General features: G+C 62.7%; 22 protein-coding genes and 1 tRNA gene. 8 read left to right on the plus strand and 15 right to left on the minus strand.

The window, feature by feature from the left end:
- Together ACTS1Z_RS09760 and ACTS1Z_RS09765 are read left to right on the plus strand one after the other, a co-directional pair.
- A partial coding sequence (locus tag ACTS1Z_RS09760) for an acyl-CoA dehydrogenase C-terminal domain-containing protein (protein WP_442624266.1) occupies nucleotides 1-719 on the plus strand: 719 nt, incomplete at its 5' end.
- Nucleotides 720-842: 123 nt separating this feature from the next.
- Nucleotides 843-1580: a hypothetical protein gene (locus ACTS1Z_RS09765; protein ID WP_442624267.1), complete on the plus strand. Its 738-nt coding sequence runs from the start codon at nucleotides 843-845 to the stop codon at nucleotides 1578-1580.
- A gap of 16 nt (nucleotides 1581-1596) precedes the next feature.
- On the opposite strand, the gene ACTS1Z_RS09770 is transcribed toward ACTS1Z_RS09765, so the two are convergent.
- From ACTS1Z_RS09770 to ACTS1Z_RS09780, 3 genes are read right to left on the minus strand one after another with little or no spacing between them, the layout of a single operon-like run.
- On the minus strand, nucleotides 1597-2337 hold the full coding sequence (locus tag ACTS1Z_RS09770) for an NRDE family protein (protein WP_442624268.1): 741 nt from the start codon (nucleotides 2335-2337) through the stop codon (nucleotides 1597-1599).
- A 14-nt stretch (nucleotides 2338-2351) separates the two neighbouring features.
- Nucleotides 2352-3272 carry a cysteine synthase A gene (gene cysK / locus ACTS1Z_RS09775; RefSeq protein ID WP_442624269.1) on the minus strand — a complete coding sequence of 307 codons (921 nt, stop codon included), beginning with the start codon at nucleotides 3270-3272 and terminating at the stop codon, nucleotides 2352-2354.
- Nucleotides 3269-4561: an MFS transporter gene (locus tag ACTS1Z_RS09780; RefSeq protein ID WP_442624270.1), complete on the minus strand. Its 1293-nt coding sequence runs from the start codon at nucleotides 4559-4561 to the stop codon at nucleotides 3269-3271. The genes cysK and ACTS1Z_RS09780 overlap by 4 nt, the downstream gene beginning before the upstream one ends.
- 149 nt (nucleotides 4562-4710) lie before the next feature.
- On the opposite strand from ACTS1Z_RS09780, the gene ACTS1Z_RS09785 reads away from it, so the two are divergent.
- Nucleotides 4711-5325, plus strand: a complete 615-nt coding sequence (locus ACTS1Z_RS09785) for a hypothetical protein (protein ID WP_442624271.1) — start codon at nucleotides 4711-4713, stop codon at nucleotides 5323-5325.
- 6 nt (nucleotides 5326-5331) lie between these two features.
- Here ACTS1Z_RS09785 and ACTS1Z_RS09790 read toward each other — a convergent pair whose 3' ends face one another.
- Both ACTS1Z_RS09790 and ACTS1Z_RS09795 read right to left on the minus strand, forming a co-directional pair.
- The gene (locus ACTS1Z_RS09790) at nucleotides 5332-6012 is read right to left on the minus strand and encodes a L,D-transpeptidase family protein (RefSeq protein ID WP_442624272.1); all 681 of its coding nucleotides are present in this window, start codon (nucleotides 6010-6012) and stop codon (nucleotides 5332-5334) included.
- 153 nt (nucleotides 6013-6165) lie between these two features.
- Complete coding sequence (locus tag ACTS1Z_RS09795; RefSeq protein WP_442624273.1) at nucleotides 6166-8439, minus strand: ATP-dependent helicase; 2274 nt, start codon at nucleotides 8437-8439, stop codon at nucleotides 6166-6168.
- Nucleotides 8440-8551: 112 nt separating this feature from the next.
- On the opposite strand from ACTS1Z_RS09795, the gene ACTS1Z_RS09800 reads away from it, so the two are divergent.
- Nucleotides 8552-9127 (plus strand): hypothetical protein, encoded by a 576-nt coding sequence (locus ACTS1Z_RS09800; RefSeq protein WP_442624274.1) that lies wholly within the window; start codon nucleotides 8552-8554, stop codon nucleotides 9125-9127.
- A gap of 4 nt (nucleotides 9128-9131) precedes the next feature.
- Here ACTS1Z_RS09800 and ACTS1Z_RS09805 read toward each other — a convergent pair whose 3' ends face one another.
- From ACTS1Z_RS09805 to ACTS1Z_RS09815, 3 genes are all read right to left on the minus strand, one after another.
- Nucleotides 9132-9299 carry a hypothetical protein gene (locus ACTS1Z_RS09805; RefSeq protein WP_442624275.1) on the minus strand — a complete coding sequence of 56 codons (168 nt, stop codon included), beginning with the start codon at nucleotides 9297-9299 and terminating at the stop codon, nucleotides 9132-9134.
- 101 nt (nucleotides 9300-9400) lie between these two features.
- Nucleotides 9401-9958: a 16S rRNA (guanine(966)-N(2))-methyltransferase RsmD gene (gene rsmD, locus ACTS1Z_RS09810; RefSeq protein ID WP_442624276.1), complete on the minus strand. Its 558-nt coding sequence runs from the start codon at nucleotides 9956-9958 to the stop codon at nucleotides 9401-9403.
- Nucleotides 9955-10695, minus strand: coding sequence for a pseudouridine synthase (locus ACTS1Z_RS09815; protein ID WP_442624277.1), 741 nt, complete (start codon nucleotides 10693-10695; stop codon nucleotides 9955-9957). The genes rsmD and ACTS1Z_RS09815 overlap by 4 nt, the downstream gene beginning before the upstream one ends.
- 71 nt (nucleotides 10696-10766) lie before the next feature.
- Between ACTS1Z_RS09815 and ACTS1Z_RS09820 the strand changes: the two genes are divergently transcribed.
- Together ACTS1Z_RS09820 and ACTS1Z_RS09825 are read left to right on the plus strand one after the other, a co-directional pair.
- Nucleotides 10767-11549: a DUF1223 domain-containing protein gene (locus ACTS1Z_RS09820; protein ID WP_442624278.1), complete on the plus strand. Its 783-nt coding sequence runs from the start codon at nucleotides 10767-10769 to the stop codon at nucleotides 11547-11549.
- A gap of 99 nt (nucleotides 11550-11648) precedes the next feature.
- The gene (locus ACTS1Z_RS09825; protein ID WP_442624279.1) at nucleotides 11649-13346 is read left to right on the plus strand and encodes an AmpG family muropeptide MFS transporter; all 1698 of its coding nucleotides are present in this window, start codon (nucleotides 11649-11651) and stop codon (nucleotides 13344-13346) included.
- Between the two features lie 19 nt (nucleotides 13347-13365).
- Here the strand turns inward: ACTS1Z_RS09825 and ACTS1Z_RS09830 are convergent, their stop codons facing one another.
- Genes ACTS1Z_RS09830 through ACTS1Z_RS09860 form a run of 7 tightly spaced genes read right to left on the minus strand, consistent with a single transcriptional unit; the run spans nucleotide 13366 to nucleotide 19296 of the window.
- Entirely contained in the window at nucleotides 13366-14676 is a 1311-nt protein-coding gene (locus tag ACTS1Z_RS09830) for a bifunctional folylpolyglutamate synthase/dihydrofolate synthase (RefSeq protein WP_442624280.1), read from the minus strand.
- A 14-nt stretch (nucleotides 14677-14690) separates the two neighbouring features.
- A complete protein-coding gene (accD, locus tag ACTS1Z_RS09835) occupies nucleotides 14691-15545 on the minus strand; it encodes an acetyl-CoA carboxylase, carboxyltransferase subunit beta (protein WP_442624281.1) in 855 nt (284 codons plus the stop codon).
- Nucleotides 15546-15555: 10 nt separating this feature from the next.
- Nucleotides 15556-16365 (minus strand): tryptophan synthase subunit alpha, encoded by an 810-nt coding sequence (gene trpA, locus ACTS1Z_RS09840; protein WP_442624282.1) that lies wholly within the window; start codon nucleotides 16363-16365, stop codon nucleotides 15556-15558.
- Entirely contained in the window at nucleotides 16362-17603 is a 1242-nt protein-coding gene (trpB, locus tag ACTS1Z_RS09845) for a tryptophan synthase subunit beta (protein WP_442624283.1), read from the minus strand. Before trpB ends, trpA begins: the two co-directional genes overlap by 4 nt.
- Nucleotides 17600-18244, minus strand: a complete 645-nt coding sequence (locus ACTS1Z_RS09850) for a phosphoribosylanthranilate isomerase (protein ID WP_442624284.1) — start codon at nucleotides 18242-18244, stop codon at nucleotides 17600-17602. Before ACTS1Z_RS09850 ends, trpB begins: the two co-directional genes overlap by 4 nt.
- 3 nt (nucleotides 18245-18247) lie before the next feature.
- On the minus strand, nucleotides 18248-18922 hold the full coding sequence (pyrF, locus tag ACTS1Z_RS09855) for an orotidine-5'-phosphate decarboxylase (protein WP_442624285.1): 675 nt from the start codon (nucleotides 18920-18922) through the stop codon (nucleotides 18248-18250).
- On the minus strand, nucleotides 18919-19296 hold the full coding sequence (locus tag ACTS1Z_RS09860) for a hypothetical protein (protein WP_442624286.1): 378 nt from the start codon (nucleotides 19294-19296) through the stop codon (nucleotides 18919-18921). Before ACTS1Z_RS09860 ends, pyrF begins: the two co-directional genes overlap by 4 nt.
- A gap of 191 nt (nucleotides 19297-19487) precedes the next feature.
- Here ACTS1Z_RS09860 and ACTS1Z_RS09865 point away from each other — a divergent pair.
- Nucleotides 19488-19572 (plus strand) — tRNA-Leu (locus ACTS1Z_RS09865).
- An 84-nt stretch (nucleotides 19573-19656) separates the two neighbouring features.
- Nucleotides 19657-20986, plus strand: a 1330-nt coding sequence (gene tig / locus ACTS1Z_RS09870; protein ID WP_442624287.1) for a trigger factor, incomplete at its 3' end; no start/stop codon positions are given.

Raw genomic sequence — 20986 nt, forward strand, 5'->3', positions numbered from 1 at the left:
CGCTGTGCATCTGGGGCGGCCTCCAGGTCGATCTCGCGCACAAGGCGCAGACCGAAGAAGAGCGGCAGGAAGCGGACGACATGATTTCGCTGCTGACGCCGGTCATCAAGGGCTATGTCACCGATCTCGGTTACAAGATCGCGACCCAGTCCCAGCAGGTCTATGGCGGTCATGGCTACATCCGCGAATGGGGCATGGAGCAATATGTCCGCGACGCGCGGATCGCGCAGATCTACGAAGGCACCAACGGCATCCAGGCGATGGACCTGGTCGGCCGCAAGCTCGCCCAGAATGGCGGACGGGCCATCCAGGCATTCCTGGCGATGGTCGGCGAGGAAGTCGCCGAGCTGCAGGAGGACGAAGCCGTCAACGCTGTCGCCACCGGCCTCGAAAAGGCCAATGGCGAGCTGCGCGGCGCGACGATGTGGCTCATGCAGAACGCCTTCGCCAATCTCAACAATGCGGGTGCCGCGGCCTATAACTATATGGAGCTTATGGGCATCGTGACGCTCGGCCTGATGTGGCTGCGGATGGCCAAGGCCAGCGCGGCCGCCATCGAAGCCGGTGCGGAAGACAAGGCGTTTCACGAGGCAAAGCTCGTCACCGCGCGCTTCTTCGCCGAGAAGATCATGCCCGATGCCGCCGGCCTGCGCGCCAAGATCGAAGGCGGTTCGGACAGCCTGATGGCGCTCGAACCGGAAATGTTCGTCGCCGCCTGACGGAGCGAAACACGACCAATTGTGCATGAAGGACGTCTGGCCCGGCCCGCGGAAACGCGGCCGGGCTGGACCTTCTTCATGGCTTGGCTCTAAGGGAAGCCGATTAGAGGGGAGCGTGCATTCGTGTCAACAGGCCTGAAATGGGTGCTTGGAATATTGGGAGTCTTCGCGGCGGCGGGGCTTGGCTATTACGCAACGATGGAACTCGGTCTCGGCGAGATCGAAGATACGCGCGCCGAGACATCCGACGACGATATCGATCTTGCCGATATGACGCCGGGCGAGATCCTCTGCACATCGCAAAGCACGACCGAATCGATCCGCCAGCGTATCTTTGCGCGCGCCCGGACGGCGAGCAGCGACGATGGCGCGCTGCTCAGCCGGCTCGAGAGCGGAACCGTCGCGCGCATGGAGAATCCGCGTCTGCTCGATTTCGACGAGGGCCTCGAACAGGCCCGCTGCGAAGGCCGGCTGATCCTCGAACTGCCGCGCGGTACGGAGCCAGCATTCAACTATAGTCGCCGCCTTAACGCGAGCCTTGAATATATCGCCCAACCCGCCCCGGACGGCCGCGGCAGGATTTACCGGATGAGCGGTGCCGACGATCTGATCGACCGGCTCGCGGCCGCCGATCTCGTGACGCGGCGTACCGATCCCGACGAAAAGCCGGAAGACGATATGTTCGAGGACGATATCTTCGCCGGCGAGAAGGATGAGTTCGAACCGGGTTTCGACGAGCCCGCGCCCGGCGACCCGGGCTTCGAGGATACCGATCTCCCGCCGCCCGCGCGCGACGATGATGTGGACGATCCGCCGGAGAATCTGTTGCCGCCTGCGATGGATCGCAATCAACGCCGATAGCGCTCGTTTTCGGTTCCTAGCGCATATGGTCCCAGCGGAAATCGACGCTGGTTTCGCCGGTTGCCTTGCCCGCTTCGTCATAGCGCCGCTCGACGATAAGGCCGTTCCCGGATCCGTCGACCGTGACGATAGTGCTGCAACGGGTGCCGTAGACAGGGTTGCGGATGAAAATCGGGCTTTCCCGCGCGCGGTGCGGTTCGACTTGCGGCATATAGTCAGCGCGCAGAGCGTCGAGCAGAGTGCCAGTGTCGCCGCCGTCAGATTCCAGCCACTCGCCGAGCATTGTCTTTATCCGATCGGTCTTCGGCCAATTTTCGTTGAACGGGCTGTTGGAGAGACCGTAAAGGCCTGCCTCAAGGCTATGACGCAACGGCGCGGGCCGATTGGTAAGCAACTCGGCGCGGCCATTGGCAACGGTGATGGCGTTAAACGGATTGAACTCGTCAAGCGCGCTTTCCGCCACGTCGGCATAAGCGCCTTCGCCGCCAAGCGCATCTGCGATCAGCGCGCCACGCGACGCCTTGCCGGGCTGGGGTCCGTCAGGATTGGCGACGTTGGTGACGACGGCGAGCCGTCCCGTCTCCGACACACCGAGCCATGTACCGCCCGCTTCGAGGTCGCGACCTGCGATGATATGCGGCCTATCGGGCCAACGCGCGAGCGCCGCCGCGGGCCGCGCGTGCAGCTCGTCACGATTGCCGATCAGTACGAGCTGCCAGCGCGGATGCGCGGCCCAGGCGAAAGCGAGAACGCACATTGGCCTGTCGGCGTCTATTCCTCAGGCAGGAAGTCGGGCACCGAGAGATAGCGCTCGCCGGTGTCGTAGTTGAAGCCCAACACGCGCGCGCCATCGCCGATCTCCGGCAATTTCTGCTTGATCGCCTGCAAGGTCGCGCCGGAGCTGATGCCGATCAGCATGCCTTCCTCGCGGGCCGCGCGTCGCGCCATCTCCTTGGCATCTTCGGGATCGACCTGGATCGCGCCGTCGATCGCTTCGGTGTGCAGATTATCGGGAATGAAGCCCGCTCCGATACCCTGAATCGGGTGCGGGCCGGGCTGGCCGCCGGAAATCACCGGCGAACCGACGGGCTCCACGGCATAGGCCTTCATTTCCGGCCAGTGCTGTTTGAGCACTTCCGCGCAGCCCGTGATATGGCCACCGGTTCCCACACCCGTGATCATGACGTCGATCGGGCTGTCCGCGAAATCGGCGAGGATCTCCTCCGCCGTCGTGCGGACATGGACGGCGACGTTTGCCGGGTTGTCGAACTGTTGCGGCATCCAGGCGCTATCGTCGGCGGACACGAGCTCCTGCGCGCGCTCGATCGCGCCCTTCATGCCCTTTTCCTTCGGCGTCAGATCGAACTTTGCTCCATAGGAGAGCATCAAGCGTCGCCGTTCGATCGACATGCTTTCGGGCATCACCAGAACGAGTTCATAGCCTTTGACCGCAGCCACCATGGCGAGTCCGATGCCGGTATTGCCGGAGGTCGGCTCGATAATCTTGCCGCCCGGTTTTAGTGCGCCGGACTGTTCGGCATCTTCGATCATGGCTAGCGCGATGCGGTCCTTGATCGATCCTCCGGGATTGGCGCGTTCCGACTTGATCCAGACTTCAGCATTACCGAACAGACGCTGCATGCGGATATGCGGCGTGTTGCCGATCGTTTCGAGCGTATTGGCGGCTTTCATGTCGTCTTCTCCTGCAATGTCTGCTCCGGGCGCTCCTCGTCGAGATCGTCCGGGGGATCGAAGGTCTTGGTATTACGTAAAGCGGGAAACCATGCCATCCACAATAGCACCGTCGCTATCGCTCCGATACCGCCCGAAACGACGGCCGCGACCGGGCCGATAATCCAGGCGAGCCCGCCGCTGAAGGCATCGCCAAACTCATTGGACGCCGAGATCGTTAGGAGCGATACGGATGATACCCGGCCCCGCTTGTCGTCCGGGGTGTGAAGCTGGATCAGCGACTGGCGGATATAGACGGAGAACATGTCCGCCGAGCCCACGACGAACAGCGCGGCGAGCGACAGCGGCATGGATGTCGAAAAACCGAAGACCACGGTGGCGAGGCCGAAAACTCCGACAGCCCAGAGCATCTTGGGGCCGACATTGGACTTGAGCGGCCGGAAGGAAAACCAGAGCGCGGTCAAGGCGGCGCCGACGGCGGGCGCCGCGGCGAGCTGGCTGAGACCTGTCGCGCCGACTTCCAATATGTCGCGCGCATAGACCGGAAACAGCGCGGTCGCGCCGGCGAGAAACACGGCGAACAGGTCGAGCGTGATTGCGCCGAGCACCATCTTGTTGCGGCGGACATAACGCAGCCCGTCGATCACCTGCCCGACCGGCCTCTTCGCGCCGGTGATTTCGGGCTTCGGCACATGGCCGATGGTGGTCAGCGCGACGAGCGAGATGCTGAGTAGGCCGAACACCGCGAGATAGGGCAAGGCGGGATCGACGACGTAGAGATACCCGCCGATCGCGGGCCCTACGATCATGCCCGTCTGCCAGGCGATGGAGCTTAGCGCGATGGCATTGGGAAGTACCGATTTCGGCACGAGATTGGGCGCGAGCGCACTCAGTGCCGGTCCGGCAAAGGCGCGTGCGATGCCGAGCGCCACGGCGATCCCGAACAGGATCGGCAGGTTGATCGCGCCCGACCATGTCGCCCAGCCGAGCAGCGCGGCGCAGAGCGCCTGTAATGCAATCGTGACCCGCGCGACCGTTTTCCGGTCGAAGCGGTCGGCGGCGAGCCCCGCGAAAGGTGTAAGCAGGAATAGCGGCACGAACTGCAGCAGCCCGATAATCGCGAGCTGCCCGGCCGCGCCGCCGACGCTCATGCCGCCGTCACGCGCGATGTTGTATGCTTGCCAGCCGATGATCAGCATCATCGCATATTGCCCGAGCGTCATCGCGAGCCGGGACGTCCAGAAGGCGCGAAAATTGTGGATGCGAAACGGATGCGGGGCGTCAGCCATCACTGCCCTCTAGGCCTTGGCACGCCGGATCGGCAAGCGAGGCGCGGTTTCATGGACGAAAGGGCAGCTTGGCTGTTAACAGCGCGCTCGGCGATTGATAAATGCGCAAGGCCGATGTCGCGTCGGCGAAGCGCGTGGAGGAGGCAAGTATGCGACGACTGATAGCGATGACGGCCATGGCCGTGGTTCTGGCGGGTTGCGGCGGGGCTGCAGAAGAAGCGGAGGCGCCGGTCCAAGGCGATGAAGTCGAAAGCGGGGACTCAGTGTCCGAAGCGCCGGGCGATGGACTGCTGACCGCGGAAGGCTGGGGACCGTTGCGCATCGGCATGACGCGCGAAGAAGTGACCGCTGCCGTGGGCGGCAAGGCCGATCCGGAAGCGATGGGCGGACCCGAGCCCGAACTGTGTGAGCAGTATCAGCCCGCTGACACGCCGGAGGGACTCTACGTGATGATTGAAGAAGGCCGTCTCGTACGGATAACGCTGGGCGGCGATACCGAGGTACGGACGGCCGAGGGGATCACGGTTGGCGATAGCGCGGAGCAGGTGCGCGCGGCATATGGCGATTCGCTACGCGCGACACCGCATACCTATGTCGATCCGCCGGGCGAATATCTGACGAACTGGACGACCGGCGATGTCGGCGAGAACGGAACGTCGGATGAGAATGCGCGCGGCATTCGCTACGAAGTCGGCGAAGACGGGACGGTTCAGCTCATCCATGCCGGCGGCCCGGCCATCCAATATGTCGAGGGTTGCCTTTAGCGCGCGCTAGATACCGACGACGCGATTGCCGTCGACGATCGGCGAGCCGCGCGAGATCAGCACGCGCGTGCCGATTTCGGCTTCGTTGAACAGCAGCTCGGCGAAATCGTCGGGAATGCCGACGCAGCCGCGCGACGCATAGCCTTCTTCGACAAGGCTGCCATGGATCGCGATGCCGTCATTGGTCAGCCGCATCATGAAGGGCATCGGCACGAAATAGAGGTTCGAGACATGATCCCGGTTCTTTTCGGTGATCGTGAAGCTGCCGGTGGGTGTTGGCGTATCGTCATGGCCGTAAAGAATGACCGCGCGGCCGATCTCGTATCCGCCGCGATAGGCATATAGACGCTCGGCCTGAAGATCGACGATGATCCGCAACTCGCCGTCCGGCACGCCTTCGTCGTTCCACGCATATTCGCCAAACGCCATTTCGCCGTCCACGGTGAGCGGATGGGTGATCCGGAAGCCCGGCTCCTCTTCAACAGCCGGTTCCGTGAACGATGCAGGCGTCAGCATATCGGCTGCAGCCGCCTCGGTTGCGGGCGGTAGCGCGACATTGGCAACCACGGCATCGGTGTCGACGGCGACCGGTTCCGATTCCGCGGACAGCAGTTGCGACGTACCGGCGACTAGTGCGGCCGCGGCGACCAGCTTGAAACCCAATCCCAATTCCTTGTTCGCGGCCATTCGGCAAACTCCCGCCTGTTCTGCGGCACTTGAACCATCTTAACGGCTTGGTAAGCAAGCCGGATAAGCGGTTGTTTACCATGAATTGGCGGCAAATCCGCGAGGGCAGGTTAGCGATTTGGGTTACTGTCCCGCTATGGGACGCAATCGCCGTCAGGCGAGGTCGACGAAACTGTCGAGGACGCGCTTGCGCCCGGCCTTCTCGAACTCGATCTCGAGCTTGTTACCCTCGATCGCCTCGACCGCGCCATAGCCGAACTTCTGGTGGAAGACGCGCTGGCCGATCGCGACATCTGCGCGCGGCTTCGCTGCGAAGCTTGCCGCGCTCGTCTTGGCTTCCATCACCTTCGCGGCCTTGGGCAACGCACCGGCAGCGGCCGCCCGTTGCCAGCCTGGTCCGCGCTTGCCTGCGCGCGTGACGTTCGAGAAGGGGTCCGACTGTTCGGACCAGTTGGCGCGCCAAAGCGATTCCCCGCCCGTCATGCTCGTTTCGGTTTCGATATGCTCTTCCGGCAGCTCCCCGATGAAGCGCGACGGGATCGAGCTGGTCCACTGGCCGTAAATCCGCCGATTGGCGGCATGAACGATATTGCACAGCCGCCGGGCGCGGGTGATCGCGACATAGGCGAGGCGGCGCTCCTCCTCGAGGCTCTTCGTGCCGCCTTCGTCGAGCGAGCGTTGTGAGGGGAAGACGCCTTCCTCCCACCCGGCAAGGAATACCGTGTCGAACTCCAGCCCCTTGGCGGCGTGGATCGTCATGATCGTGACCTTCTCGGATTCGCGGTCCGCATCATTGTCCATGACGAGGCTGACATGTTCGAGGAAGGACCCGAGATTTTCGAACTCCTCCATCGCGCGGGTCAGTTCGGTGAGGTTTTCCAGGCGACCGGCGGCTTCGGCCGAGCGGTCATTCTGCCACATAGCGGTGTAGCCGGACTCATCGAGCACCTGCCGGGCAAGCTCGGGATGCGGAAGGTCGTTGGCCATATCGCGCCATCGCGCGAAACTGGTCATCAGTTCGCTGAGCGGTTTGCGCGCGCGCGGCGTCAGTTCATCCGTATCCACGATCCGTGCGGCGGCGAGGCTCAGCGGGATATTCTCCCGCCGGGCATAACCGTGGATCGTGCCGACCGCCTTGTCGCCCAGCCCGCGCTTGGGCGTATTGACGATCCGCTCGAACGCCAGATCGTCCGCCGGCTGCACGATCACGCGCAGATAGGCGAGGGCGTCGCGGATCTCCTGCCGCTCGTAGAAGCGGAAACCGCCGACGATCCTGTACGGCATCCCGATCTGGATGAAGCGGTCCTCAAACTCACGCGTTTGGAACTGGGCGCGGACGAGGATCGCGATATCGTCAAGGCTCCCACCTTTTGACTGGTGCGCTTCGATCTCCTCGCCGACGCGCCGCGCTTCTTCGGGCCCGTCCCAGACGCCGATGACCTTCACCGTCTCGCCATCGCCCGCCTCGGTATGCAGCTTCTTGCCGAGCCGCCCGCTATTATGGGCGATCACGCCGCCGGCCGCGGACAGGATATGCTGCGTCGAGCGGTAATTCTGTTCGAGCCGGACGATCTTCGCACCGGGAAAATCCTGCTCGAACCGCAGGATATTGGCGACTTCCGCGCCGCGCCAGCTGTAGATCGACTGATCGTCGTCGCCCACCACGCAGATATTCTTGCGCTCCTGCGCGAGCAGGCGGAGCCACAGATATTGGGAGCTGTTGGTGTCCTGATACTCGTCGACGAGAATATATTTGAACCGCTGCTGATACATTTCCAGCACGTCGCGATGCTCTTTGAGGATCACGAGCATGTGGAGCAGCAGATCGCCGAAATCGCAGGCGTTGAGCGTTTTCAGCCGATCCTGATAGGCTCGGTAGAGCTGCTGGCCTTTCCCGTTGGCATAGGCTTCGCTCTCGTCGGCCGTCACATCGGCGGGGACCCAACCGCGATTCTTCCAGCGGTCGATCAACCCGCCGAGCAGTCGGGCCGGCCAGCGCTTCTCGTCGATCTCCGCTGCCTGGATCAGCTGTTTCAGCAACCGCAACTGATCGTCGGTATCGAGGATCGTGTAATTGCTTTCGAGCCCGACAAGCTCGGCATGGCGACGCAACATCTTCGCGCCGATCGCGTGGAAGGTACCGAGCCAGGGCATGCCCTCGACATCCTGGTCGAGGGCCCGGGCGACGCGTTCCTTCATCTCGCGCGCAGCCTTGTTGGTGAAGGTGACGGCGAGGATTTCGGATGGCCAGGCCTTGCGTGTCCAGATCAGATGCGCGAGCCGGGCGGTGAGGCACGCCGTCTTTCCGGTCCCGGCGCCCGCCAGCACGAGCAGCGGCCCTTCGGTAGTAAGCACGGCCTCGCGTTGCGGCGGGTTGAGCGCACGCAGATAGGGCGGTTCGGGCTGCTGGAGGGCGGGGTCGGTCACCCGTGAACAGTTAGGGAACGCAGCGGACGGCGGCAAGCCGCTCTTTCATAGTCAGCCGCCACAAGGCATGAAGGCCTGAACAGAGGCAAGGTGACGGACGTTTGGGGCGAAAATGACGACCGGCGAGTATATTACGATCTTTGCAGCGATCCTAGTCGGCCTGGCCGTGGCGGACATAGCGCTGAGCTTTCATCGGCTGCTGCGCGCTGGCCGCAAGGTGAAGTGGGACTGGCTTTCGCCGGTCATGGCGCTGATCGTGCTTTGTTACATTCTGAACCTCTGGTGGGGCCTCTATCACGATTATTCGAACGTCGACCAGGTGCTGTTCGGATGGTTCCTGCTTGATGTGGGAACGCTGTTGGCGCTGTTCCTGATGTCCGCGGCGGTGCTTCCCGACGATATCCCCGGAGAGCGCCTGGACCTGCGTAGCTTTTATTTGGACAATCGCGCGCATTTCTGGGGAACCTATATCGGCTATCTCGTATTTGTGATAGCCAAGAACAGCCAGCTCGTAGTCAGGTTCGATCGGGATACGGATATCTGGTTGGCGGCGAACGTTCCCTTGCTGATCATGATCGGCTTTTCGGCTATCCTCATCTGGAGCCGTCGCCTCTGGCTGCACCTGCTGATGATTGCTGCGCAGATCTACACGATCGCGAGCCAGTGGATATTCTACGTTATACAGTAAAGGATCAGGCTATCTTGGTATCGAGCTTGAAGAAGTTGCGGGCCTTTTCGCGCCAGTAATTCTTCCCATAGCCCGGATAGTCGCGCAGGCTGGCCCATTCTATGCCAGCCGATGCGGCCAGCGCGCGGGCCAGCTGCTCGTTGTCCAGCGTCAGATTTTCGCGCTTTCCCATCGTCCTGCTCCTCGCGGCAAACCATTCCGCCGACACGAGAAGCTTTTACCGGAGCGACATTAACCGTCTGTGATTGGCGGCACATCTGAACGCGAAAAGCGTCAGTCCCGCCGCAAAAGCGTAAGTTTCGCCTTGCCATATGTTCGGGTCGTATCGACCGACCAGCCGTCCACCGCGATCTCCTCTTCGGCGGCCGTTTCCAAGGCGGCCCAAGCATGCGCGCCGAACCAGTGCAGCCTGTCCAGCCTGGCAAGCGCCCGCACACCATCGCCGCTCAGATAGGGCGGGTCGAGAAATGCGACGTCCACGGTTTCCGCGATCGCCGGCACGGCCTCGAACGACCGGTTCAGCATCGTGATGTCCGCACCGACCTCCCAGATATCGGCATTTCGCTCGATTGCGCGCAGGGCATCGGGATTGTTCTCGACGAAAAAGCAGCGATGCGCGCCGCGCGAAAGAGCCTCGAAGCCAAGCGCGCCCGATCCGGCGAAAATATCGGCGACCGTCAGCGCGTCGAAACTGCCCAAGCGGCTCGACAGCATCGAGAAAAGCGCCTCGCGCGTCCGCGCGGCGGTCGGCCGTGTTATGACCGTTTGCGGCGTATCGATCGGCCGGCCCCGCCATTTTCCGGCGATAATGCGCGGAGACCGCGTTTTCATTGCAACGACTGGCGGAATTTCACCAGATCGTGCTGACGGATCTGTTCTACGCTGCCCTTCGGAATATCGGCGAGATAGAAAGGGCCATAGGCAGTGCGGATGAGGCGGCTGACTTTCAGCCCGAAATGTTCGAGCACCCGCCGCACTTCGCGGTTCTTTCCCTCGGCGAGCTTCAGCTCGATCCACTGGTTGCGCCCGGTACGCCGCTCGAGATTGGCGTCGATGGACCCGTAATGCACACCGTCTATCGTGATGCCGTCTATCAGTCCTTCAAGCTGGTCCTGGTTAATCTCGCCAAAGGCACGCGCGCGATAGATCCGCTCGACGCCCGATGACGGCAATTCCATCTGCCGCTTGAGCCCGCCGTCATTGGTCATCAGCAACAGCCCTTCGGTATTGAGATCGAGCCGACCGATCGGCATCAGGCGCGGCAGACCCTTGGGCAGCTTGTCATAGATTGTCGGCCGTCCCTTCGGATCGTGCTCGGTCGTAAGCAGGCCGGCGGGCTTGTGAAATGCATAGAGCTTCGCCGGAATGGGTTGGCCGACCTGTTCCCCGTCCACGGTGACGCCGTGCAGCGATTTGACCAAAGTCGCGGGCGTATCGAGCGTCTTGCCGTCGATCGCGATCCGCCCGGCTGCGATCATCCGTTCGACTTCGCGCCGCGAGGCGACCCCCGCGCGCGCCAGCAGCTTTGCGATACGCTGTTCCTCGCGCTGTTTCCTCGGCTCCGGCATGCGGCCCGATGTAACCGTTTTTCCGCCGATTGCGAACAGATGGCATGCGAACCAACAAATGGAGCGCTGCCATGCGACACTTCCGCACCACTTTCGCCCTCGGCGTCGCGGTGCTTGTCGCTGCGGCGTGCGCGCCGATGGAAACGCTTGAGGAACGGGTTGAGGAAATTGACGAGGTCGTACTCGCCTCTGCGGCTACGGATCGCGGACCGGTCATCATCGAATTGTTCACAAGCCAAGGCTGCTCATCGTGCCCGCCCGCGGACGAGCTGATCGGCGAACTCGCCGACGATCCAGATCTTGTCATCCTGACCCGCCCGGTCACCTATTGGGATGGACTGGGTTGGCGCGATACGCTCGCGCGCGAAGAGAATACCGACTTGCAACGTAGCTATGCCGGCCGGCTCGAACGAGGTGGGGGGCGGGCCTACACGCCGCAGGCGGTCGTCGATGGGCGCATCGGGCTCGTCGGCTCGCGTCGCGGCGAGTTGACCGACGCCATTGCCGAACGACGCCGCGCAGAACAATCGGTCGACATCGATATCACCGGTAACACGGTAGTCGGCTATACCGTGACAGTCGCAGGTGCGCGTACAGGCGGAACCGTCATACGGCTGCTGGCGCTCGACGAGAGCGAAACAGTAGCGATCGGTCGCGGCGAGAATGGCGGTCGTACGGTGCGCTACACCAATATCGTCGTGGCGGAAGAGGATCTGCCGGCCGAAAGCCGAAATACGCTGACCGTTACCATTGCGAGCGATAATCCGCTTCTGTCTCAGGGAGACCGGCACGCCATCGTCGTACGCGACAGCGCTGCAGGCGCTATTCTCGCCGCCGATTATCTGGGTAGCTGAGACGATTTATCGACGAACCGCGACCGCCCGTGGATAACAGGGCTATCCATCGCGGTTTTTGCCGCTAGTTTCTCGCCGAAATAGGGCGGGACGTAATGTATGGCGGATAACGAGCAGGCCATGGCGGCAACCGGGACATGGCGGGACGCTTTGCCCGCCGGTGTTCGGCCGTACACGGAACCGGCCCCGCTTGCCGCGCTGTTCCTCGGCATGTCGTCCGGCTTCCCGTTCGCGATGATCGGTGCGACGCTGACGACGCGCCTCGCACAGGACGATATCGAAAAGTCCGCCGTTACCGCATTCGCGCTGACCTTTCTCGCCTACAACCTGAAATGGGCCTGGGCGCCGATCATCGACAAGGTGCGCATTCCGATACTCGGCCGTATGGGCCAGCGGCGATCCTGGCTTCTCGTCATCGGCGCGGCAGTGATGGGCGCCGTTGCGTTGCTCGGCAATATCGATCCGACAGCGTCGCTCCAGGCCGTGGCGCTGGCAGCGATCCTGGTCGGCGTTCTCGGTGCGACCTTCGATATCGTCATCGACGGCTATCGCATCGAACTGCTGGAACCTGAACAGCTCGGCGTCGGTTCGGGCATGAGCCAATATGGCTGGCGCATCGGCGCGGCCGTTGCCGGTGCGCTAGCGCTCGTGGTTGCGGCGCGGATGGGCTGGGGCGCGGCCTATGTGGCCTGCGCGCTGCTTGCCTTGCCTGCGGTAATTACCGGCTTCGTAATGGGCGAGCCGACGCGCAAGATCGAGCGCAGTTGGCCGGAGTTCATGACCCGGACGCCCTATGCGATCTTCATTCTGAGTTTTCCGCTGGCGTATGGGCTTGGCGTGCTGCTCGATCGCACGCTCGGCGTCGAAATTCTGAGCCTTATGGTTATTGTCGGTTATATCTTTCCGTTGTTCGACCTGACCGCCCGGCGCGCGCGCGATATCGGCTGGTCCGGCCATGTGAACTGGTTGCTGCTGCCGCCGCTGGCCGCGCTCCTCGCCATACTCACTTTCGGTTGGCCGGAAGTGGCGGAATGGCTCGGGGGCGCCGCGATGATCCTATATCCGCTGCTCGCGCTCGGCGCGGCGATTATCGCGTGGCTGTGCGTTACACCGACCCGCACGGCCGGATCGACCAAGTCGACGGTCGTCGGCCCGCTGGTCGAATTTTTCAGCCGCGAGGGCGCGATCATAGTTTTGATATTCGTGCTGCTGCACAAGATCGGTGACACGCTGGCCAATCTGACCTTCCGATTGCTGTTCGAAGAGCTCGGCTACACCAATGACGAGATTGCCATCTATGACGTCGGCGTCGGCTTCTGGGCGCTGCTGGCGGGCATTTTTGTCGGCGGTTGGCTCTATGCGCGGCTCGGCATGAAAATATCGGTGATGATCAGCCTCGTGCTGATGGCCGTTTCGAATTTCAGCTTTGCCGGACTTGCCGCGATCGGGCACAGCAATATCGGCATGGCGCTCGCCATCGGCTTTGAAAATTTCGCCAGCGGCATTGGCGGCGTCGCGGTCGTCGCTTACCTCTCGGCACTCTGCAATCTGAAATTCACGGCGACGCATTTCGCGCTACTTTCGGCTGCCGCCAGCATTCTCGGCCGTTTCCTGACCGGGACGACTGCGGGTTCCCTGATCGAGGCGATGGGCTATGTGAACTTCTATTTGCTGACGACGGCGGCGGCGTTTCCCGGCGTTATCCTGTTCTGGTGGATGATGCGGTCCGGCCTTGTCGACCGTTCATTGGGCACTGCAGGATCGGAGCAGGGCGATACCGAAGAAGCGCGCGCCTAACGCGATACGGCCGGGCCGCTCATTCGGGAACAGAGTTGTTTAGGCGCAATACATCACCCGCCAGATAGAGCGATCCGGTTATCACGATCGGAAGCCTCTTCTGCTCCTCGGCGGTCGCTAGCTGCTCCAGTGCGGTCTTGATATCGGGAGCCGTATCGGCCCGTATTCCAAGCTCGCGCGCTATTTCGGAAAGCAATTCAGGCGCATGATGCGCGTGACCGTCGATCGGCACGAAGGTCGCACTGTGCACATGCGAAAGTGTCGACAGAAACCCTTTCGGGTCCTTGTTCGCGAGCATCCCCATGACGAGGTGAAGGCCTTCGCTGTCCTTGAAATGCGTAGCGAGAGCTTCCGCAGCGAGGACGTTGTGCCCACCGTCGAGCCAGATCTCCGTTTCTGGCGGCATCATAGCCGTCAGCGGCCCGGGCTCCAGCTTCTGGAGACGCGCGGGCCAGTCTGCCCAGCCCATCGCGGCGCGCAGTGCAGCTTCGGGCACGTCGATCGCGCTCTGATGGCTGAGCATCGCGATTGCGAGCAGCGCATTGTCGGCTTGGTGTGGTCCGGCGAGCGCGGGCAGGGGCAGGCGCAACAGGTTCTCATGGTCACGGTAATGGAGCTCGCCGCGGTAAGGTGCGCCGCGCCAGTCCCGGCCGCGCGCGATCCATTCCGCGCCGCTGCTCTTCGCAACAGCCGCGATTTTCTGCTCGAGCGCCGAGGGATAGGCCTGCGTCACGAACGGCCGGCCGCGTTTGGCGATACCCGCTTTCTCTCCCGCGATGCCGACAATATCCGACCCCAGAAACGCCTCGTGATCGATGCCGAGATGCGCGATGCCGCAGACGAGCGGCCGTTCGATGACATTCGTCGCATCGAGCCGTCCGCCAAGCCCGACTTCGATGATTGACGCATCCGCCGGCGTGCGCGAGAAGGCGAGAAACGCCGCTGCGGTCGTCGCTTCGAAAAAACTCGGGTCGATGCCCTCGGCCTGATCCAGCACCTCTTCCAGCAGGACAGCGAGCGCGTCGTCTTCGATCAGCGTACCGGCTACGCGGATTCGCTCGTTGAAACGGACGAGATGCGGGCTCGTATAGACGTGCGCCGATAGCCCGGCGGCCTCGATCGCCGCGCGCAGAAAGGCGCAGGTGGAGCCTTTGCCGTTGGTGCCGGCGACATGGAAAACCGGCGGCAGGGCGCGCTCAGGATTACCGAGCCGGTCGAGCAACGCCGTTATCCGCTCGAGCCCCAGCGTATCGCGGCCCGGCGAGAGCCTCGCGAGCCGGTCGAGCTGTTTTTGGACGGCCGGATCGTCCGAACGGGCGTGATCGGGCATCGCGTTGGCTGCTGTCAGGCCGCCTGTTCGGCCGGCAGGAGAAAGTCGATCAGTTGGGCCAGCGTATCGCGCAGCTCCTTGCGCGCGACGATCATGTCGAGCGCGCCATGATCGAGCAGATATTCCGCACTCTGGAAATTGTCGGGCAGCTTCTCGCGGATCGTATTTTCGATCACGCGGCGGCCCGTAAAGGCGAGCAGCGCCTTGGGCTCGGCGATCTGGACGTCGCCGAGCATCGCATAGCTTGCCATCACGCCGCCCGAAGTCGGGTCGGTCAGCACGACGATATAGGGCAGCCCCGCTTCGCGCAGCTCCTCGACCGCGACCGTCATCTTCGGCATCTGCATCAGCGAGAGCGCGCCTTCCTGCATGCGCGCGCCGCCCGACGCCGTGAACACGATATAGGGGCATTGCGCTTCAATCGCCGCGCGTGCGCCGCGGACAAAGGCTTCGCCGACGGCAAGCCCCATCGATCCGCCCATGAACGCGAAGTCCTGGACGCCGATCACGGCTTTCTGTCCCTTGATGGTGCCTCTGGCATTGACGAAGGCGTCGCTTTCACCGGTCGCTGCGCGCGCCGCCTTCAGCCGGTCGACATAGCGTTTCTGGTCGCGAAATTTCAGCGGATCTTCCTTGACGCGCGGCGCCGGAAGCTCCTCCCAGCTATGATCGTCGAACAGCTGGAGGAAGCGCTGCGAGGGCCCGATCCGGCCATGGAAACCGCATTCGGGGCAGACCGACAGATTTTCCTCATATTCCTTGGTGAAGATCATCTGCTGGCAGTCCCGGCATTTGTGCCAGAGCGTGTCTTCCGTCGTCCGCTTCGAGATGAAGGGAATGCGGTTTCGGACGTTGTTGAACCAGTTCATGGGCGCTTTCCTAACCGTTTCGCGCAGACCGTATAGCGTCAGACAGGCTCGCAACATAGTCGCGAACCGGTTCCGGCGCACCCGCGCCATGCTCGCCGACCAGTTCGACGATCGCCGAGCCGACGACGACACCGTCGGCGACGCGGGCGATATCGGCGGCCTGTTCGGGCGTGCGGACCCCGAAACCGACTGCCACAGGAAGGTCGGTTTTCGCCTTGAGCGCCGAGACGGCATTGGCGATGCTGGCCTGCGCCGCCTGCTGCTTGCCGGTGATGCCCGCGACCGACACGTAGTATAGAAAGCCGGATGCTCCTTCGAGAACAGCGCGAAGGCGCGCTTCGTCGGTAGTCGGCGTGGCAAGCCGAATGACGTCTATGCCGGCATCGCGCAGCGCAGGGCCGAGCGCGCCATCCTCTTCCGCGGGAATATCGACGCAGATCACGCCGTCGACGCCTGCTTCCGCGCACCGATCCGCAAACCATTGCGCCCCGCGCCGCACCATCGGATTGGCATAGCCCATGAGGACCAGCGGGACGTCCGCGTGCCGGGACCGGAACTCCTTGGCGATCGCGAAGATATCGGCTGTGGTGATACCCGCTTCAAGCGAGCGGAGATTGGCTTCCTGGATCGACGGCCCATCGGCCATCGGATCGGTGAAAGGCATGCCGAGTTCGATGATATCCGCGCCGCCTTCGACAAGAGCGTCGAGGACAGCACCGGTGGCATCAACCGCGGGATCGCCGGCCGTGACGAAAGCGATGAGCGCAGCGCGATCATCTTCGCGCAGCTTCGCGAAGGTCTCGTCGAACCCTTCGCTCACATTTCGACTCCCAGCGCATCGGCGACGGTGAATATGTCCTTGTCGCCCCGACCGCACAGATTCATCAGGATGATCGCATCGCGCTTGCGTTTCGGCGCTTCGGCGATGGTCACGGCGAGCGCATGGCTCGGTTCGAGCGCCGGAATGATGCCTTCCGCGCGGCAAAGCAGCTGAAACGCATCGAGCGCCTCATCGTCCGTCACGCTCGTGTACATGACACGCCCGCTTTCCTTCAGCCAGCTATGCTCGGGGCCGATCCCCGGATAATCGAGGCCCGCGCTGATCGAATGCGCTTCGGCGATTTGTCCGTCTTCGTCCTGCAGTAGGTAGGTCTTGTTGCCGTGCAGGATGCCGGGCGATCCGCCGGTCAGGCTGGCCGCATGCTTCTTGTCGAGGCCGGTGCCCGCGGCTTCCACGCCCATCATTTCGACGATCTTGTCGTCGAGAAACGGGTGGAACAGCCCAAGCGCGTTGGAGCCGCCGCCGATCGCGGCCACGAGCAGGTCGGGCAGCTTCCCCGTACGCTCCATCAGCTGCGCGCGTGCCTCGGTCCCGATCACGCTCTGAAAATCGCGGACGAGTTCGGGATAGGGATGCGGGCCGGCCGCGGTGCCAATGATGTAGAATGTGTCGTCGACATTCGCGACCCAGTCGCGCAGCGCCTCGTTCATCGCATCCTTCAGCGTCCGCGCACCGCTTTCGACGCCGATCACTTCCGCGCCGAGCAGCTTCATGCGAAACACATTGGGCTGCTGCCGCTCCATGTCCCGCGCGCCCATATAGACGACACAAGGCAGACCGAAGCGCGCCGCCACCGTCGCCGTCGCCACGCCATGCTGGCCGGCCCCGGTTTCCGCGATGATGCGCGTCTTGCCCATCCGCTTCGCAAGCAGGATCTGGCCGATGCAATTGTTGATCTTGTGCGCGCCCGTATGGTTGAGCTCGTCGCGCTTGAACCAGATCTGCGCGCCCATGCCTTCGTCGGCATTCTGCCGCAGCAGCTCGGTCAGCCGCTCAGCATAATAAAGCGGCGATGGCCGGCCGACATAATGTTCAAGCAGATCGTCGAACTCCGCCTTGAACGCCGGGTCCTGCTTGGCCGCACGATACTCCTTCTCAAGATCGAGGATCAGCGGCATCAGCGTTTCAGCGACATAGCGGCCGCCATAATCGCCGAAATGCCCTCTCTCATCGGGCTGGGTGCGATAGCTGTTGGGGGCAGGGGAGTGGTCGGTCATGCGTCTCTCACGGCTTCGATGAATGCGGCAATCCTGGCAGGGTCTTTCACGCCCGCTTCGCGTTCCACGCCGGACGACACGTCGACCAGCGGCGCGGCGGTGATCGCGATGGCCTCCGCCACGTTCTCGGGCGTCAGGCCGCCGGAAAGGCCCCATTCGCTTTTATGGTTGAACTTGTTGAGCAGGCTCCAGTCGAAGGCGATGCCCATGCCGCCGGGCAGGCGCGACGCCTTGGGCGTGCGGGCATCGAACAGGATCAGATCCGCTTGGTCGCGATATTCCTGCGCGCGCGCCAGATCGCTCGCCTTGCTGACCGGTATCGCCTTCCAGATCTCGACATCGTGCCGTGCTTTGATGGTCTTGAGCCGCTCGGGCCGTTCATTGCCATGAAGCTGTACGATGTCGAGCCGGGCGGCGGTGATCGCGCGTTCGAGCAGTGAGTCCTCCGGTTCGACGAAGACGCCGACCCGTTTCATCGATTTCGGCACGTTCTTCACCAAAGCGGGGGCTTCGCGCGGGCGGAGATTGCGCGGGCTGGGTTCGTAGAAGACGAATCCCGCATGGCTGGCACCCGCATTGGCAGCCGCTTCGATCACTTCGGCCGTGGTCAGGCCGCAAATCTTCACATCAATATCGGCCATGGTTCAGAGCGTCGCTTCGATCGCCCGCGCCGCCATGTCCGGCTCATGCGCCTGCGTAATCGGCCGGCCGATGACGACGATGGAGGCGCCTGCGTGCATCGCGTCTGCGGGTGTCACCGTGCGTTTCTGATCGGCTTGGGTCCCGCTGGCGGGGCGAACGCCCGGCACGACGAAAAAGCCGTCCGGCCAGATTTCTTTCGCCGCGCCGACTTCCCGTCCGGAACATACGACGCCGTCCAGACCAGACAGTTTGGCGAGTTCGGTCAGGCGCAGCACCTGGTCATGCGGATCGCCCTCCACGCCCATATCGTGCAGGTCCTCGCCGTCCAGACTGGTGAGCACGGTCACGCCGACCACCTTGGTGCCGACCGGCGCTGCGGCTTTCGCGTCTTCCATCATCGCGCGGCCGCCGCCGGCATGGACGGTCAGCACCGCGGGTTCGAGTGGCCGCAGCGCCTGCACGGCTTTGGCGACGGTATTCGGAATGTCGTGCAGCTTCAGATCGAGGAAGATGGGGAGGCCGAGCGCAGCCATATCCTTCACCCCGGAAGGGCCGTTCGCGGCGAAGAATTCCAGGCCAAGCTTGATCCCGCCGATATGATTGCGAACGCTGGACGCGACCGCTTTCGCCTTTTCGAGATCGGGCGTGTCGAGAGCAATATAGATTGGGCAGTTCACGTCTTGCTCTCGCTCGGGAGCGGGTTGTCGAGCTGCAACTCGCCTGCGGGGCTGGCAGGCGATTCCTCGGCATCGGCGTCAGGCTTCTCGGCGCCAGGCCGTTGCGGCGCGCGGAAAGTCCGCATGCCCCGCTCGTCGGCCAGCTGGCGCGACAATGTGTCGACGCGCTTGCTCAGCCTCCAGGCCTTGGTGCGATAATAGATAAAGGTCGGCAGAAACCCGGCAAGGAAGAAGAAGAGTGCCAGTACCGGCTTTTTGACATCGGCTTCGAGCCCCCCCCACAGGCTGATCGTGACCGGTAGCCAGTTGTTGATCGAGAACAGCACGACCACCGTCGACAGGACGATCCAGAAAAGGGTTTTCAAAAAGCTCATTGCGATCCCGTTTGAAGCTATGCCGGTCTTATTAAGGCGGCGCACGGCCAATTGCCAGAAGCGCGGCCAGCTTTTCGACCGGCTCGGCGGACGCACGAAGCTATTGGACGGCAATCACGCCATGCTGTACTGAAGACCGCTTGCCCTTCGGCGCGTTATTGCTATAGACGCCGCCGACCGGCGGTCCTCTAGCGGGCGTGGCGGAACTGGTAGACGCGCTTGGTTTAGGTCCAAGTATCGAAAGATGTGGGGGTTCGAGTCCCTTCGCCCGCACCAGGCTTGCCACCGTCCCGCAGCATACCGCCAGACGGATTTCCCTCTTTTGACCTCTTTTTGTGACAAGGCTTGATTGTTAGAACCATGCAGACCGTTGAAACGCTCAATGAAGGCCTGAAACGCGCCTACACCCTGACCATTCCGTTCGCCGACATCGAAAAACAGGTGGATGCGCAGCTCAAGGAAATCGCGCCCCAGGTGCGGATGCCCGGCTTTCGCCCCGGCAAGGTGCCGGCGAACCTCGTGCGCAAGATGCACGGCGAGGCGATCGAGCAGGATGTCGTCAACAAGGCGATCCAGACCGGCATTCAGGAGGCGATAGCCGAGCAGGAAATCCGCCCCGCGATGCAGCCCGAGGTCGAACTCGATCCGGACTGGGAGCGCGGCAAGGATATCGAGATTTCGATGAAGGTCGAAGTCCTGCCGGAGATTCCTGAAATCAAGGTCGACGATATCACGCTCGAACGTCTGACCGTCGAAGCCAACGACAAGGCGGTCGACGCGGCGATTCAGAGTCTCGCTGAAAACCAGAAAAGCTATGAAACTGCCGCCAAGACCTACAAGGCGAAGGAAGGCGATCTCATCGTCATGGATTTCGAGGGTAAGGTCGATGGCGAGCCGTTCGAAGGCGGCAAGGGCGAAGGCATGTCGGTAACGATCGGCTCCGGGCAGCTCATTCCGGGTTTCGAAGACCAGCTTGTCGGCGTGAAAGCCAATGACGCCAAAGAGGTGAAGGTCACCTTCCCCGAGGATTACAATGTCGATTATCTTAAGGGTAAGGATGCCGTGTTCGACGTTACGGTCGGCGAGGTCCGCAAGCCCAAGGAAGCGAAAGTCGACGATGAATTCGCCCAGTCGCTTGGCCTTGAGGGTATCGACAAGCTGCGCGAGCTGATGAAGGGCCAGGTCGAGCAGGAGCTGAACGGCCTCACGCGCACGCATATGAAGCGCAAGCTGCTCGACAATCTCGCCGCCAATCACGATTTTCCTGTGCCACCGACCATGGTCGAATCGGAATTCGACCAGATCTGGCAGCAGCTCGAACAGGAAGCGGCGAACGAGCCGGATCCCGAAGCCGCGCGCAAGGAAATGGAAGACGAAAAGGACGAATATCGTTCGATCGCCGAACGCCGCGTGCGTCTCGGCCTCCTCCTGTCCGAGATCGGCAAGCAGAACGGTGTCGAGATCAACCAGAGCGAGATGAGCCAGCTCATCGCGCAGGCTTCTCAGCAGTACAGCCCGGAAGATCGCGAACGCTTTATCCAGTACGTCCAGCAGGATCCGATGGCCGCCGCGCAGCTTCGCGCGCCGCTCTACGAAGACAAGGTCGTCGACTATCTCTTCGAGAATGCGGAGATATCCGAACGCACGGTGACGCGCGAAGAACTGGAAGCGGCGATCGAGTCGGAAGAGG

This window comes from Parasphingopyxis sp. (assembly GCF_052168295.1).
GTDB lineage: Bacteria > Pseudomonadota > Alphaproteobacteria > Sphingomonadales > Sphingomonadaceae > Parasphingopyxis.

Bases quoted from the DNA above. Each gene is read 5' to 3' on its own strand.
- ACTS1Z_RS09770 (WP_442624268.1), bottom strand. From the start codon at position 2,337: ATGTGCGTTCTCGCTTTCGCCTGGGCCGCGCATCCGCGCTGGCAGCTC.
- cysK (WP_442624269.1), bottom strand. From the start codon at position 3,272: ATGAAAGCCGCCAATACGCTCGAAACGATCGGCAACACGCCGCATATC.
- ACTS1Z_RS09780 (WP_442624270.1), bottom strand. From the start codon at position 4,561: ATGGCTGACGCCCCGCATCCGTTTCGCATCCACAATTTTCGCGCCTTC.
- ACTS1Z_RS09785 (WP_442624271.1), top strand. From the start codon at position 4,711: ATGCGACGACTGATAGCGATGACGGCCATGGCCGTGGTTCTGGCGGGT.
- ACTS1Z_RS09790 (WP_442624272.1), bottom strand. From the start codon at position 6,012: ATGGCCGCGAACAAGGAATTGGGATTGGGTTTCAAGCTGGTCGCCGCG.
- ACTS1Z_RS09800 (WP_442624274.1), top strand. From the start codon at position 8,552: ATGACGACCGGCGAGTATATTACGATCTTTGCAGCGATCCTAGTCGGC.
- ACTS1Z_RS09805 (WP_442624275.1), bottom strand. From the start codon at position 9,299: ATGGGAAAGCGCGAAAATCTGACGCTGGACAACGAGCAGCTGGCCCGC.
- rsmD (WP_442624276.1), bottom strand. From the start codon at position 9,958: ATGAAAACGCGGTCTCCGCGCATTATCGCCGGAAAATGGCGGGGCCGG.
- ACTS1Z_RS09815 (WP_442624277.1), bottom strand. From the start codon at position 10,695: ATGCCGGAGCCGAGGAAACAGCGCGAGGAACAGCGTATCGCAAAGCTG.
- ACTS1Z_RS09820 (WP_442624278.1), top strand. From the start codon at position 10,767: ATGCGACACTTCCGCACCACTTTCGCCCTCGGCGTCGCGGTGCTTGTC.
- ACTS1Z_RS09825 (WP_442624279.1), top strand. From the start codon at position 11,649: ATGGCGGATAACGAGCAGGCCATGGCGGCAACCGGGACATGGCGGGAC.
- ACTS1Z_RS09830 (WP_442624280.1), bottom strand. From the start codon at position 14,676: ATGCCCGATCACGCCCGTTCGGACGATCCGGCCGTCCAAAAACAGCTC.
- accD (WP_442624281.1), bottom strand. From the start codon at position 15,545: ATGAACTGGTTCAACAACGTCCGAAACCGCATTCCCTTCATCTCGAAG.
- trpB (WP_442624283.1), bottom strand. From the start codon at position 17,603: ATGACCGACCACTCCCCTGCCCCCAACAGCTATCGCACCCAGCCCGAT.
- ACTS1Z_RS09850 (WP_442624284.1), bottom strand. From the start codon at position 18,244: ATGGCCGATATTGATGTGAAGATTTGCGGCCTGACCACGGCCGAAGTG.
- ACTS1Z_RS09860 (WP_442624286.1), bottom strand. From the start codon at position 19,296: ATGAGCTTTTTGAAAACCCTTTTCTGGATCGTCCTGTCGACGGTGGTC.